Raw genomic sequence first — 14,923 nt, 5'->3', positions numbered from 1 at the left:
GGAAATTCCACAACATGGAAAGAGACCAGTTTTTATAAGTGAAACTTGTATATATTAGTATTATGCTGAAAAATAAAATGTTAATGTAGATTATATGTGGAATTTATTATTGTTAATAGTCTAACACTATTTTTTGATGAACTTATGAATCATTTTAACTAATTTGCTTTTTAGAATCCTTATCCATACCAATATCCCCACGTAATCAAGTTCTTTTTATATAAAAAGATTTATGAATATGCTTTAATGCGTAAATCAAATAGTTCAAAACATTGCTATATATAAATGATAAATGTGATGTGTTTTTCGTTTTTTCGCATCATTGAGATATATTATATACAAGTACGGCATTAATATGATTAAGAGTTAATGCTTTGAATAATTACTAAATAGATATTTAAAACTTTGCAAAAATATAAATGCAAATGTTTTAATATTTATTTAGTAATTTTTAATTCGATTGATGATAGAATTTCTAAATTAATTCATATGTTTGCAAACAAATCCAAATAATAGAGCTTATGAAAAGAAATTATTGCTTATCATTAGTGTTGCTTGCATTGTTTGGGGTGTCTGCACCTTTTGCTGCTAATGCAGCTGTTGAAAGTGTGCTAAGTTCCCAAAGTACTCAGCAAGCCAAGAAAATCACAGGTAAAGTTTTAGATGCGGCAGGCGAACCCATCATCGGCGCCAGCGTGTTAGTAAAAGGTTCTGGTACCGGCGCTGTGACGGATATTGATGGAAATTTTTCTGTAGAGGCGCCGGTGGGTAGCACATTGGAGGTATCTTTCATTGGCTACAAAACAGTGACATTGAAGGTGACGAACGCCACTACTTATACTGTGAGTTTACAAGATGACTCGCAAGCGCTGGACGAAGTGGTTGTGACGGCAATGGGTATCAAGAAAGAGCGCAAGGCTTTGGGATATTCAATGGAGGATGTGAAGTCGGATGAATTGATGAAGATGAAAACTGCCAATCCTATTTCATCCCTTTCGGGGAAAGTGGCCGGTGTGAATGTTACTCAGTCATCCGGTGCCGCTGGTGCGGGCGCTCAGATTATATTGCGTGGAGGAACGTCGGGTGCTGAAGGCAAAGACAATCAGCCGCTCTTTGTGGTGGATGGTGTTATTTTTGATAACTCTTCATCAGTGGTGGGCAATTCGGCTTTCGATGGTTCCATGCGTTCTGCCTCTACTACTTCCAATCGTTTGATGGATATAAATCCCGAAGATATAGAAAGTATGTCGGTGCTCAAAGGCCCTGCAGCTGCCGCTTTATACGGTTCACGTGCAGCCAACGGAGTTATTCTTATCACTACCAAGAAAGGTAAAGAGGGCGTGGTTGAAGTGAATATCAATTCTAAGTTTACTGCTTCATGGGTAAAGAGCCTGCCGCAAACGCAACGCCAATATGCCCGTGGATATATGGAAGACCAATATGATTCAAAGAAGAACTATACTGGTACTGTGTTTAATGACTTTGCTTATACTTCGTGGGGAGAGAAGTCGAACGCAGCTACTTATGATAACATAGGTGATTTCTTTCAAGGCGGAAACATTTTCGATGAAAGTGCCAGCGTAGCCGGGGGTACCAAGAATAGTAAATTCTATCTTTCAGGGTCTTACTATGATCAGGTAGGTGTTGTGCCCGAGACCGGATACAAGAAATATGCTTTCCGTTTCAATGGTGAGCAGAAGGTGGGGATTTTTACCTTTAACGCCAGTGCCGCATATAGCGATGCTCATACGGACCGTACTTTGACGGGTGCCGGGCTTTATAATTCGAGTGGTAATGGTGCTCTTTATGGTGTGTACAACTGGTCTCCTTTCGACCGAATGACCCACTATCAGAACGAGGATGGTACCCGTTATCGTTTGTTTGGCGATCGTCTTGATCCATGGGACGAACGCGACAACCCCTATTGGATTGTCAATCGTAACCACATGTATGACGACATCGACCGTTTCAATGGGATGCTCAGTATAAAAGCCGATATTGCCAAATGGTGGTTTGTTTCTTATAAAATAGGTATTGACCGTTATACCCAAACTGCTTCCAACCGTTTGGCTGCCAATGGCGTGCTTAAACAAGTGTGGCAAAAAGGTATGATGAGTGACAACACCCAGCAGTTCCGCTATATGAGCCATGACTTTATGTCGAACATGAGCCATAAGTTCGGTGATTTCGATTTGAATCTTTTGTTGGGTGCCACAATGGACGAAACCAAGACAGACCGTAGCTCGATGATGGCTTGGAACTTTTCCGTTCCTGATTTCTTCTCATACGCCAATGCCAGTAAAGACAATAAGCAATTCACACATGCAGCTACTAAGAAACGTTTGGTAGGAGCTTTTGGAGAATTCCGTGCATCATGGAAAAATATGCTCTATCTCACTGTGAGCGGTCGTAATGACTGGACTTCTACTCTTCCTCTTGAAAACCGTTCGTACTTCTATCCTTCGGTAAGCGGTTCATTCGTATTTACTGAAGCCTTGCAGCGACTCGGTTGGCTGGATGACAGTGTGCTCAACTTTGGTAAATTGCGTGCATCGTGGGCCAAGGTAGGTAAAGATACCGGTGTGTACGAATTGGAAACTGCCTTATGGCCTACGGGTACCTATCTTGACGGTACGGTAGGTGTGGGAAATACTTGGACACGCGGTAATGACAAACTGAAACCGGAAATGACCAAGTCTACCGAAATAGGCGTGGAATTGAGTTTCTTCAAAAACCGCCTGCACATAGACTATGCTTACTATACCAACGATTCATATAATCAGATTCTTGCTCCTCGCGGTCCGCAATCTACCGGTTACATCTTTTGGAGTATCAATGCGGGCAATGTGTATAACAAAGGTATGGAACTCTCTATTTCGGGAACTCCCATACAGACTAAGGACTGGACATGGGACATTGGCTTGAACATGGCAGGTAATCGTGGTACTTTGGACGGGCTTCCCGAAGGTATGGGCGTGATGTATGTTACCGATGTGCAATATGCCGGTATGCAGGCAGCCTCGTTCAGCGGTGGAGATTTTATGGGTATTGCCGGTACCAAATGGAAACGTAATGACGCCGGTGAGGTGATACTCGACAAAAACGGTATGCCTACTTATGACAAAACCCTTGTAGCAGTAGGTAATCGTGAGTCATCGTTTACCGGTGGATTGAACAACACCCTTACTTGGAAGAATTTTACTTTCAATATGCTATGGGAATTCCGTGTAGGTGGCGATGTGGTCAACGGTACTCAATATGCTATGGATAACAGCGGTGTGAGCCAGTTCTCTGCCGATGTACGCAATCGTTCTCTCACTGTAACGGGTGTCAATGCCAATGGTGACCCAGTGACCAATACTTGGGAGGCCGATAAAACCTATACTTTTAATGGAGTACAAATGAGTGGTTACAACATCATTAAGGATTACTATCAGAACTATTATTCTAAGGAGTCAGCCAACTATATTACCGATGTCAACTCTTTGCGTTTGCGTTCTGTTTCATTGAGCTATGAGTTTCCTAAAACGTGGCTTTCCAAGATTGGATTTGTAAAGCGTGCTTCGGTATCGGTAGCTGCTACCAATCTATTGCTCATCACCAATTACGACGGTGATCCTGAAGTGGCTGCCGCTGGTGCGGGTGTAGGTGGCTCATCATCAGTAGGATTTGACTACTGCGGTGTACCTGCCACTTCTACCATGTCGTTTGGCTTGAATCTTACTTTCTAACTCTTAAAAAACAGAAGCAATATGAAATTATTCAAATCTATGATATTATGTAGTGTGGGTGCCCTTATGACTTTGTTCTCGGGGTGTAGTGACTGGCTCGATGTAAATGTCGATCCCGAAAATCCCACAGCCGGAAATGCGACCTATGATTCACGATTGGCACATATTGAATTTTATACCAACAGTGCCACTCAGTTTGCTGCTTGGCGTTCCAGTATGTCTATGGGCGATTGGACACGCTATTATGACGGCGGCACTTATTGGAATATGTCTTATTGGAGTCCTCAGACCGGTGCCGTTACCACTCCCTACCAATGGTGGTTCTGTGGAGCTGCTGTAAATATTCCATTTTTGATTGACAAGGCTACGGCAGCCGAGGCTTGGCATTATGTGGGTGCAGCTCGCGTAATTCGTGCCTATGGTTTTATGCTTATGACAGACCTTTATGGAGAAATGCCTTACAAGTCGAGTGAGGCTGAAGCCGGTGTTACTCCTACCTATAATGACGGAAAAACAATCTATTTGGGCTGTTTGGCCGATCTTGACACCGCTATCGAGATGTTCCAAAAAGAGCAAGGGTCTGCGACAGCTTCGTTGGCTGTAGGCGATATTTGGAATGGTGGTAGTGTAGACAAGTGGCTTAAATTGGCATATTTACTTAAAGCACGTTACATTAACAAGCTTATTAAAAAGGGTGAAGGCAGTTATCTTGAAGGGAAATACGATGCCGCAGAAATCTTGGCTTGTCTTGACAAGGCTCAGCAAAGCAATGCCGACAATACCGTATTCAATCATATTGATGCCAATAATTCGCATGATGTATTGGGATGGGACGAACCGGTTGATTATTCACCGCTCTTTTCTGTATGTGGCATGAATGCCGGCTATATGCCTACCAAGATGCTTTACGATAATCTGACAAATTTTGCCGGAAGTGGAATAGAAGATCCGCGTGCCGATAAGATTTTACCTTGGGCATATTCGAAGCAATCAAGTAATTCACCCGCAGAGGTGAAGTTCAAAAACGGTTGGCGTCGTTCTATGGGTGTAGATATGATTGGCAATGATAGTCCCAGCCTTACCGGCGGACCGTTGCGCTCGAACTTCTCGGCAGCCAAAGGTTGGTGGATTGACAGTGAATCTTCTACCCGTAAGGGGGACACTATTTATGTAGAGTGTACCAGTCAGTGCAAAGCTTATCAAGGACGTCCTGATTTACTTTATCGTCGCGATGGCACTGATGCCTCTCGCGAATCGGGAACTTTCTATACTCGCGTGTCTTCTCCCACCTATATTGGAACCTATGCCGAAGCTTGTTTCATACGTGCTGAAGTACTCTTTAACCAAGGTAATAAAGGAGCGGCTTTTAATGCTTATAAGAAAGGTATTGCAGCCAGTATCGACGGTATGAACGATAAGTTGAAAGTGTGGTGCCGTGAAGATGCCAATTTGGAAGCATGCCCCTCGTTCTCTCCTATGACGCAAACCGACATTGACAACTATTTGAACAATGGTATCGGCACTGAAGAGAATATTACTTTGGGCAAGATTCTTACTCAAAAGCGTTTGGCATTGCATTTTTCCATGGAAATTTGGAACGATATGCGTCGCTACGATTTTAATCCGGAGCTTTTCTTAGGCTGGGGTATTCCTGCACGCTATGGCGTTGATGCTACTGCCCAAAAGAATATTCCGCAAGGTAAACAGTTCCGTCGTTGGCAGCAATGCAGTCATGAACTCAACTACAATACGGCCAATCTGCAAGCTATCGGTGCCACTGTTCCGGGAGCTGATACTTCAATTGCACTTTGGAATGCTGCCGAGGACGTATGGACTTTACCCGTATGGTGGGACAGTGCCCAAAACTAATTTTTCATTGCATTTTATTTTGTGATACAAATTCATTATCTTTACGCCCAAAATGTGGATTTTAAGATATAGTTAAGATATTGAAGGCTCTAATGGTCTTCATTCATAGATGATGATTGGAACAGCCGGTTCGTGAGAATCGGCTGTTTTTTTGTTTCGTTTGTTTGCATATCAACGGCGGTAATATGTTACTTTTGCCCTAAAACCGAAGATAGGCTGCACCTCAGCATAAAAAATGGACAAGTTCATTTTATTTTGCATTCGGTTTGTACTATCTTTGCGAGAAATAGCTGAGATGGTAGGAACTGTCTTTGCAAAGATTAGTCTATATATGGAACAAAGCAAGAAATTTATCTCTCCGGGGGCATGGTTCTCCATGACTTATCCGGCAGACTGGAATGAATTCGAGGACGGGGAAGGCTCTTTCCTTTTTTATAACCCCAATGAGTGGACCGGTAATTTTCGCATTTCGGCTTTCAAAGGGAATGCTACATATGGCAAGGACTCCGTGAAGCAAGAGTTACGGGAAAACTCCTCTGCCATTCCGGTTAGGATAGGCCGGATGGAATGTGCATATAGTAAGGAAATGTTCGAGGAAGAAGGTGCGTACTATACTTCCCATTTATGGATAACGGGCGCGGATGAAGTTGCCTTTGAATGTTCGTTTACGGTGAAGAAAGGAGAGCCAGTTGCAGAAGCGGAGAAGATTATCGCTTCGCTGGAAACGCGGAAGGATGGAGTGAAGTATCCAGCGGAGATAATTCCGGTGCGCCTTTCGGAAATCTACCAGATTAATGAAGCATACGAGTGGGTGGATACTACTATAAAGGAATTGTTGAAGAAGGATTTCCAGGGAGCCGAGGAAGACATTGCCAAGATGCAGCAGATGATGGAAGAAAGCAACATCAGCCCTAAAAAGAAAGATGCGTGGCTGGCTTTTGGCATTGTGCTTTGTGTTATTTTCGCCAATGAAGTGGACGGTATGGAATGGCGTACCTTGGTGGACGGAAACCGGGAAGCGCCCATATTGCTGAACACGTCTACCGGTGAATGGATAGACCCCATGAAGCTGGTTTGGAGCAAAGTAAAGGCAGGAGGTAAAGTGAATCTGCTGGAGATATACAGCTCCTTGTTCTAAGGTCCGGTCATCTCGGTACTGTGATTTTCAACTTTCAATTTTCAATTTTCATTTTTCAACTATTAAAGCATTGGCAGCAGTAAATTCAATTCTTCAGGTGGAAAACTTGACCAAGTCGTTCGGTGACTTGGTACTATTCGAAAATATTTCTTTGGGCTTGTCCGAGGGACAGCGTGTCGGGTTGATAGCCAAGAACGGCAGTGGCAAGACGACATTGCTCAATATCCTTTCCGGCAAGGAAGGGTATGACAATGGCACCATTTCCTTCCGTCGTGATTTGCGTGTGGGTTATCTGGAACAAGACCCGCAATATCCCGAAGAGCTGACCGTGCTCGAAGCGTGCTTCCATCATGGCAACAGTACTGTCGAGTTAATCAAGGAATATGAACGTTGCATGGAAACGGAGGGGCATCCCGGCTTGGACGAAATTCTGGTGCGTATGGACCATGAAAAAGCTTGGGAGTACGAGCAGAAGGCGAAACAGATTCTGTCTCAACTTAAAATACGTGATTTCAGTCAGCACGTAAAACATCTGTCCGGCGGGCAGTTGAAGCGTGTGGCACTTGCCAATACCCTTATCACTGAACCCGATTTGCTGATACTGGACGAGCCTACCAACCACCTCGACCTCGATATGACGGAGTGGCTGGAGGAATATCTCCGCCGGAACAACCTCAGCTTGCTGATGGTGACGCACGACCGTTATTTCCTCGACCGGGTATGCTCCGAAATCGTAGAGATAGACAACCGGCAGATTTATCAGTATAAAGGCAATTACAGTTATTATCTGGAGAAGCGCCAAGAGCGTATCGAGGCCAAGACTGTGGAGATAGAACGTGCCAATAACCTCTACCGCACAGAGCTGGAATGGATGCGCCGCATGCCGCAAGCCCGCGGGCACAAGGCACGCTATCGGGAGGATGCCTTTTACGAGTTGGAGAAGGTGGCTAAGCAGCGTTTCAACAACGACAATGTAAAGCTGGACGTTAAGGCTTCTTATATAGGCAGTAAGATATTCGAGGCAGACCATCTGTACAAATCCTTTGGTGACTTGAAGATTCTGGATGATTTCTCCTACATCTTCTCCCGTTACGAAAAGATGGGTATCGTAGGGAATAACGGTACGGGCAAGTCGACCTTCATCAAGATACTGATGGGGTTGGAGCAGGCAGACAGCGGTACGCTGGACATTGGCGAGACGGTCCGCTTCGGTTACTACTCGCAGGACGGCTTGCAGTTTGACGAGCAGATGAAAGTGATTGATGTAGTGCAGGACATTGCCGAAGTTATAGAACTGGGCAACGGCAAGAAGCTGACGGCATCGCAATTCCTGCAACATTTCCTGTTTACTCCCGAGACACAGCACAGCTATGTCTACAAGCTGAGTGGGGGAGAACGCCGCCGCCTCTACCTGTGTACGGTCCTGATGCGCAATCCCAACTTCCTGGTGTTGGATGAGCCGACCAATGATCTCGATATTGTGACGCTGAATGTGCTGGAAGAGTATTTGCAGAATTTCAAAGGATGCGTGATTGTGGTGAGCCACGACCGTTATTTCATGGACAAGGTGGTAGACCATCTATTAGTGTTCAACGGACAAGGGGACATCCGCGACTTTCCCGGCAACTATACACAATATCGCGACTGGAAAGATGCGAAAGTCCATCAGGAAAAGGAGAAAGAGAAAGAAGCCGCCAAGACTCAGGAGGACAAGACGGCGAAGGTGCGTCTGAATGAGAAGCGGCGCATGTCTTTTAAGGAAAAACGCGAGTTTGAACAATTGGAGCAGGAGATAGCCGACCTGGAAACCGAAAAGAACGCAATTGAAGAGGCTTTGTGCAGCGGTACTTTGTCTGTGGACGAACTGACGGAGAAGTCGAAACGTTTGCCGGAATTGTCGGACTTGATTGACGAAAAAACATTGCGCTGGCTGGAGCTGAGTGAGATAGAATCGAACTGAAGTTCGAAATTGAAAATTAAGAATTAAAAATTAGAACTGAGAAAGTGGGAAATCTGACGAATTATCATAGCCATAGCCTTTATTGTGACGGGCGTGCCGGCATGGAGGACTTTGTGCGTTTTGCATTGAGTGAAGGTTTTACATCTTATGGCTTTTCATCGCATGCTCCATTGCCTTTTTCTACGGCATGGACTATGGAGTGGGATATCATGGACGACTATCTGTCTGAATTCCATCGTCTGAAGGAGAAGTATGCCGGACGTATCGAACTGTATATCGGTCTGGAGATTGATTATCTGAATGAAGCGAGTAATCCGTCCATCGCCCGTTTCAGGGAGTTGCCGTTGGACTATCGTATCGGTTCTGTACATCTTCTCTACAATGACAAAGGGGAAGTGGTGGATGTAGATGTATCTGCGGATACCTTTAAGACCATTGTAGACGGACATTTCTGCAGTGATTTGGAGCATGTGGTCCGTCTCTATTATGGTAGGTTGACGAGGATGCTCGAGCTGGGTGGTTTCGATATTGTGGGCCATGCCGATAAGATGCACTACAATGCGGCATGCTATCGCCCGGGATTGCTGGACGAGCCTTGGTATGATGAGCTGGTTAGGGCGTATTTCGCAGATATTGCCCGTCGTGGCTATCAGGTAGAGGTCAATACCAAAGCCTATCATGACTTGGGCACTTTCTATCCCAATGAGCGGTATTTCTCCTACCTGCATGATTTGGGTGTACGTGTGCAGGTGAACAGTGATTCACACTATCCGGAACGGATAAACAACGGACGTCCCGAAGCTTTGCGTGCCTTGAGGAAAGCTGGATATGAATCGGTGATGGAACTACACGGAGGAGAATGGAAAGAGATGCCTATCGTGTTTTGAGTGAATAGGATACAAAAACTCCTGACTTGCCTTTTTGTAAAGGTAGTCAGGAGTTTTTCTTTCTATTATGAACTATTCTGTTTTCAGTAAAAAGTCATCAATCGCCTTTTTGTAGGTAGCCTTATCGGCTGCTCCGCGGAAGAGCTGAGGCTCTCCATTCATAGGGATGAATACAAAAAGAGGGATGCTTGTTGCATTGAACAACGCTGCCAGTTCCTTTTCCTTATCCACATTGACTTTGTAGACAACGATTTTATCGGCATACTCTTTGGCCAGTTCCTTCATAATGGGAGCCACCATGCGGCAAGGTCCGCACCAGTCGGCATATAAGTCTATGATGGCAGGCTTGTTTCCCTTGTATTTCCAGTCCTGGGATTTCTCATAGTCGAACACATCCTTGATGAACATGGCTTTGTTCATGACGATAACTTCTCCGTTTGTTTGAGCATAGGCCAGCATGCAAGAAAACACGAGGGCAACCATTGCTATAATCTTCTTCATTTCTTCTTGTTAAGAGTTTTGTTCTATAACGGCTTTCAAATCCTTACCGCTGATGACACCCGAGTGGCGCCATACGGCTTCGCCTTTCTTAAATACGATAAATGTCGGTACTGCTTGTATACGGTAGCGGGCAGCAAGTTCTTCGTGCTGGTCTACATCTATTTTGGCGATACGGGCAGCATCTCCTATTTCGTTTTTGAGTTCTTCCAGTACCGGATGCATCGCCTTGCACGGGCCACACCAGGTTGCAAAGAAATCAACTAAAACGGGCTTTTCTGATTGTATCAATTCTTCAAACTTTTCCATAATTTTTTCCTTTCTGTTTTTATTTATTTGTAATGATAACAAAATAGGAGGAGGATTTGTTCGCTAAATCATTATTTAATCGTCATCTCTTCAATGAGATGCGAAGCTCCCGCGTATTTGTCGATGATGAACAAGGTGTAGCGGATGTCTACACATGCTGCTCGTTGGGAGGACGGACGGAAGGCAATGTCGCCAGTCAAACCTTCGTAATTGCGGTCAAAGCCGGTACCTATCAGTTCTCCTTTGGCATTGAACACTGGGCTGCCGGAGTTTCCACCGGTATTGTCTGTGTTGACAATGAAGCAGATGGGCATTTCGCCGTTCGGCATGGCATAACGTCCGAAATCCTTTGCCTGATACAGCTGTTTCAGTTTGGCGGGGACTACAAACTCCCAATTGTCGGGATCTTCCTTTTCCATAGCTCCTTTCAGAGTGGTGTAGTAATCATATTTCACACCGTCTGCCGGAGCGTAGGGGAGCACTTGACCGTAGGTCAGGCGCAAGGTGGAGTTGGCATCCGGATAGATGGGCTGACCATTGGCAAGTTTCATGTCCATCATGCCCTTTACCCATACCTTGTGGGCGGCATTGTAGTTTTTATTGGCATCCATCATGGCAATGGAGGTCTGAAGCAGGCCGTCCGTGATGGAATATTTCAGCAAGACCATCCAGTCTGTATTAATCTTGTAGAGGCTGGGCTTGCGGATGAACTTGGCAAAGTTCTCCTTGTTGCCGAAGATGGAATGTTCAAAGCAGGCGTCGATGAAAGCGTCGCTGTTGCCCTTGAAACGCTTGTCTATGATTTGGAAAATACCGATGCGTTGTTCGGCAGGGATATACTTCATGTAGATTTTCAGCATTTCCTTGCCAACAATACGTTCCACTTCGGGGAAGGGGACAGAGGCGAAGTAGCGGTCGGCTGCCTTCTGAAGACTGTCTTTAGCTGTTGCAATCTGTTCCTTGTCCTTGTTCTTCAAGGCAGATACCAGTCCTGCGGTGCTGGGGATACGCATGAAATCGAGTCCCGTCACCAGTGCTTCCTGAATGGCTTGCTGGTGGTAGAGGGCTGGACGGCGTTGCTTTACGATGGCGCGTATCTGGTCGAATGCCTGCTGATAGCTATTGTCGTTCAGCGAGCGTCCGCGTGCCAGGAGTGCCTCTTGTTGTGCACGTTTGGTGTCCAATACTTTCAGACGGACGAGACCCTCGTTCATACCGATGGCATTTTTCCAGTAGTTGGCAGAAGATGCATACTTGCTGGCATAGTGGATGCGTACGGCATCGTCTTGCAGCATCTGCTTCATCAGAGCTTTCTGGCGTACGTCACGCACGTGGTGGCGCATGAAGTTGGTGGTTTGCATGCGTTCCTCTACTTCGTCGGAAATCATGTAGCGCCAGTTGCGTCCGGGGAAGCCCATGACGAAGGTAAAGTCGCCCTCGCGATAGCCGTCGAGGCTGATGGTGAGGTGTTTCTTCACTTTCAGGGGGACGTTGTCTTTGCTGTAAGCGGCGGGTTTCCCGTCTTTGTCGGCATAGATGCGGAAGATGGAGAAATCTCCCGTGTGGCGGGGCCACATCCAGTTGTCGGTGTCTGCACCGAACTTGCCGATGGAGGAGGGGGGAGCACCTACCATGCGGATGTCGCTATAGGTGGTTTTTACGAATAGATAGTATCTGTTTCCACCGTAGAAAGCTTTCAGTTCCAGTTTGCGGCCGGGTGTCAGGGCGATGCCTTCGGACTTGGCGAAGCGGTCGGCTACTGTTTTTAGGTATTTGGGAGACAGATAATTGGTGCCGTTCGGGTCGTCGTCGGTTTTCAGTTGTTCGTTTACGTAGTCTGTCACGTCCAGTATCCGGTCGATGTAGGTGACGGTGAGTCCCTTGCAGGGAAGCTCCTCTTCGCGGGACATAGCCCAGAAACCGTCGGTCAGGTAGTCGTGTTCCACCGAGCTGTGTTGTTGTATGGCGCCATAGCCGCAGTGGTGGTTGGTCAGTACCAGGCCTTCGGCAGAGATGACTTCGCCGGTACAGCCACCGCCGAAATGCACCACGGCATCCTTTAGGGCAATGCCGTCGGGATTGTAGATTTGGTTGGCGGGGATGAGCAGTCCGAGTTCCGTCATGGCTACTTCGTTCTGCTTTTGCAGGTCGGTGAGCATCCACATACCTTCGTCGGCGTGTGCGGCAAGGACAGAAGATGTAATGAATAATGATAATAGGATCCTTTTCATGGTGATGTGCGTTAGAAGAGCATCTGAGAGGGGGGCTATTCAGTATACGACTGAATAGGGTTAAGTATACGACTGAATGCCATTCAGTATGGGAGGTAATCTCTCAGAGGCTTTAATTTATTCTATAATGTTCATTTCTTTTATCAGATGACTGCAATTGCCCAGTTTGTCGAGGATGAAGAGCACGTAGCGTATATCCAGTGCAATGCAACGCTGCAGGTCATTGTTGAAGTTGATGTCACCGCTCAGAGATTCCCAGTTGCCGTCGAAAGCAGTACCGATGAGCTGTCCTTCGCCATTGATGACGGGGCTGCCCGAGTTGCCGCCGGTGATGTCGTTCGTCGTGAGGAAGCAAACCGGCATGGTGCCGTCTGCCATGGCGTAGCGTCCGAAGTCTTTCTTTTGAATCAGTTCTTTCAGCTTGGCGGGTACCACGAATTCACGGTCTTCGGGATTCTCTTTTTCAAGGATACCGTCGGTAGTGGTATAGTAGTCGTAGTGTACGGCATCGCGTGGGCTGTATGATTTTACATTACCATAGGTCAGACGCATGGTGAAGTTGGCATCCGGATAGGAGGGGACGGGCTGTTTCATTTCACCCAAGCCACGGATGTAGGCCTTGTGGAGCAGTTCCATTCCGCTTTCCAGTTCCATGTATTGCTTTCCGAGTTCCTGCAGCTTTTCGTTCTTGGAGCGCGAGTAAGCCGTAGCAGGGTCTTTCTCGATGGCTTTCACGGTGGGCTTTGCCAGGAATTTATCCAGGTTCTTGCGGTTGGAGAGGATGGAGTTGTCGTAAATGTTGTCTACGTATGCGTTGTAGTCGCCCTTGAACTCTCCGTTGATGGTTTGGTAGAAGGAGGGCAGCTCGTCGGCGTTCAGTGCCTTGGCAAGGGCGGGCAGGATGGCTTTGGCTACGGCGCGGTCCACTTCGTGGTCGTAGTCTTTATTGTGGATACCATCGTATGCATTTTCCAACTGCTTCTTCGAAGCTTGCAGCAATGAGTCGTTCTTCTCTTCGAGCGCTTTCTTTATGTTATCCATAATAAGGTAGGTACTGCCGAATTCGATAGCACCGCGCAATGCTTCGTTGGTATAGTAGAGCTGGCGCAGCGTGGGGGTGCTTTTCTCGATGATGGCATCAATTTTCTCTACCACACCCTCGTATTCGGGTTTTCCTTGGGCAAAGGCGGCATACTTTTTCTCGATTTCGGCTTTGGCGCCCAACACGTCATTGTCGATGATTGCCTTGTTCATACCAATGGAGTTCTTCCAGTAGTTACTGCTTCCGGCAAACTTGCTGGCATACTGGATGCGGGTCTTGTCACTGGCATCCATATACTTGCGCAGCACTTCGAGGCGTACGCCGCGCATATCAATCATTGCCTGATTCACGGCGTTCATGCGTTGCTTCACTTCGCTCTGGGTGAGGTAACGTTCTGTGCTGCCGGGGAAGCCCATAATCATGGCGTAGTCACCTTCGTTCAGACCTTTGATGGAGATGGGCAGGAACTTCGGCGTTTTCAGGGGTACATTGCTTTCACTGTATTCAGCCGGCTCTCCGTTGGCATCGGCATAGATACGGAACATGGAGAAGTCGCCCGTGTGGCGCGGCCACATCCAGTTGTCGGTCTCACCGCCAAACTTACCTACCGAGGAGGGAGGAGCGGCAACCATACGCACGTCGCTGTATACCTTATAATAGAACATATAGAATTTGTTTCCTGCATAGAAGGGGAGTGCGCGCACTTCAATGCCCGGTTTACCCTTCAAATCGCTCTTCTCCAGTTCCTCTTTTGCCAGTTTGTTGAGGAACGGGGAAGTCAGTGCATCGATTTCCGTCACTTCGCCTGCCTTTATTTTAGCGTTGACAAGGTCGGTGATGTCTACAATGCGGTGCACGAAACGGAATTTCAATCCCGGGGTGGGCAGTTCTTCACTGCGGTTCATGGCCCAGAAACCATCTGTCAGATAATCGTGTTCCACGCTGCTGTGCTGCTGTATGGCACCGTATCCGCAATGGTGATTGGTCAGAATCAGTCCTTCCGGAGAGATGATTTCGCCGGTACAGCCACCGCCAAAGATACCTACAGCATCTTTCAGTGACACGCCGTTGGGATTGTAAAGGTCGTCAGCCTCCAGCTTCAGTCCTTGTTTCTTCATCATATCGATGGAGTTCTGCTGTTTCATCAGTTGCAGTAACCACATTCCTTCGTCTGCACGCGCAGAGCAGACTGTCAGTGCGGCAATGGCCGCAAGCAAACCTTTCTTAAATGTAATCTTCATATAATCAATTATTAAGT

9 protein-coding genes are annotated in these 14,923 nt (G+C 46.6%); 5 read left to right on the top strand and 4 right to left on the bottom strand.

The features are described from left to right. Positions 1-521 precede the first annotated feature (521 nt). The 5 genes from DW947_RS03050 (at position 522) to DW947_RS03030 (ending at position 9,585) form a co-directional block, all read left to right on the top strand. The gene (locus tag DW947_RS03050) at positions 522-3,731 is read left to right on the top strand and encodes a SusC/RagA family TonB-linked outer membrane protein (protein WP_005826721.1); all 3,210 of its coding nucleotides are present in this window, start codon (positions 522-524) and stop codon (positions 3,729-3,731) included. A gap of 21 nt (positions 3,732-3,752) precedes the next feature. After that, positions 3,753-5,600: a SusD/RagB family nutrient-binding outer membrane lipoprotein gene (locus tag DW947_RS03045; RefSeq protein WP_055288657.1), complete on the top strand. Its 1,848-nt coding sequence runs from the start codon at positions 3,753-3,755 to the stop codon at positions 5,598-5,600. A gap of 331 nt (positions 5,601-5,931) precedes the next feature. Next, positions 5,932-6,738, top strand: a complete 807-nt coding sequence (locus DW947_RS03040; protein WP_034528663.1) for a DUF3805 domain-containing protein — start codon at positions 5,932-5,934, stop codon at positions 6,736-6,738. A gap of 70 nt (positions 6,739-6,808) precedes the next feature. Continuing rightward, positions 6,809-8,698, top strand: a complete 1,890-nt coding sequence (locus tag DW947_RS03035; RefSeq protein ID WP_117962596.1) for an ABC-F family ATP-binding cassette domain-containing protein — start codon at positions 6,809-6,811, stop codon at positions 8,696-8,698. 44 nt (positions 8,699-8,742) lie between these two features. After that, on the top strand, positions 8,743-9,585 hold the full coding sequence (locus DW947_RS03030) for a histidinol-phosphatase (protein WP_057097692.1): 843 nt from the start codon (positions 8,743-8,745) through the stop codon (positions 9,583-9,585). Positions 9,586-9,657: 72 nt separating this feature from the next. Here the strand turns inward: DW947_RS03030 and DW947_RS03025 are convergent, their stop codons facing one another. The 4 genes from DW947_RS03025 to DW947_RS03010 form a co-directional block, all read right to left on the bottom strand. After that, the gene (locus DW947_RS03025) at positions 9,658-10,086 is read right to left on the bottom strand and encodes a thioredoxin family protein (protein ID WP_005826712.1); all 429 of its coding nucleotides are present in this window, start codon (positions 10,084-10,086) and stop codon (positions 9,658-9,660) included. Between the two features lie 9 nt (positions 10,087-10,095). Beyond that, on the bottom strand, positions 10,096-10,392 hold the full coding sequence (trxA, locus tag DW947_RS03020; RefSeq protein WP_005826711.1) for a thioredoxin: 297 nt from the start codon (positions 10,390-10,392) through the stop codon (positions 10,096-10,098). Positions 10,393-10,463: 71 nt separating this feature from the next. Next, entirely contained in the window at positions 10,464-12,623 is a 2,160-nt protein-coding gene (locus DW947_RS03015; protein ID WP_117962598.1) for a S46 family peptidase, read from the bottom strand. A 117-nt stretch (positions 12,624-12,740) separates the two neighbouring features. Then, complete coding sequence (locus DW947_RS03010) at positions 12,741-14,906, bottom strand: S46 family peptidase (protein WP_044467893.1); 2,166 nt, start codon at positions 14,904-14,906, stop codon at positions 12,741-12,743. Positions 14,907-14,923 lie beyond the last annotated feature (17 nt).

It is taken from the genome of Bacteroides sp. AM44-19 (genome assembly GCF_003603395.1).
Classification (GTDB): domain Bacteria; phylum Bacteroidota; class Bacteroidia; order Bacteroidales; family Bacteroidaceae; genus Bacteroides; species Bacteroides uniformis.
This window is presented reverse-complemented; position numbering and strand designations above follow the sequence as displayed.

Bases quoted from the DNA above. Each gene is read 5' to 3' on its own strand.
- DW947_RS03045 (WP_055288657.1), top strand. From the start codon at position 3,753: ATGAAATTATTCAAATCTATGATATTATGTAGTGTGGGTGCCCTTATG.
- DW947_RS03050 (WP_005826721.1), top strand. From the start codon at position 522: ATGAAAAGAAATTATTGCTTATCATTAGTGTTGCTTGCATTGTTTGGG.
- DW947_RS03010 (WP_044467893.1), bottom strand. From the start codon at position 14,906: ATGAAGATTACATTTAAGAAAGGTTTGCTTGCGGCCATTGCCGCACTG.
- trxA (WP_005826711.1), bottom strand. From the start codon at position 10,392: ATGGAAAAGTTTGAAGAATTGATACAATCAGAAAAGCCCGTTTTAGTT.
- DW947_RS03015 (WP_117962598.1), bottom strand. From the start codon at position 12,623: ATGAAAAGGATCCTATTATCATTATTCATTACATCTTCTGTCCTTGCC.
- DW947_RS03025 (WP_005826712.1), bottom strand. From the start codon at position 10,086: ATGAAGAAGATTATAGCAATGGTTGCCCTCGTGTTTTCTTGCATGCTG.
- DW947_RS03040 (WP_034528663.1), top strand. From the start codon at position 5,932: ATGGAACAAAGCAAGAAATTTATCTCTCCGGGGGCATGGTTCTCCATG.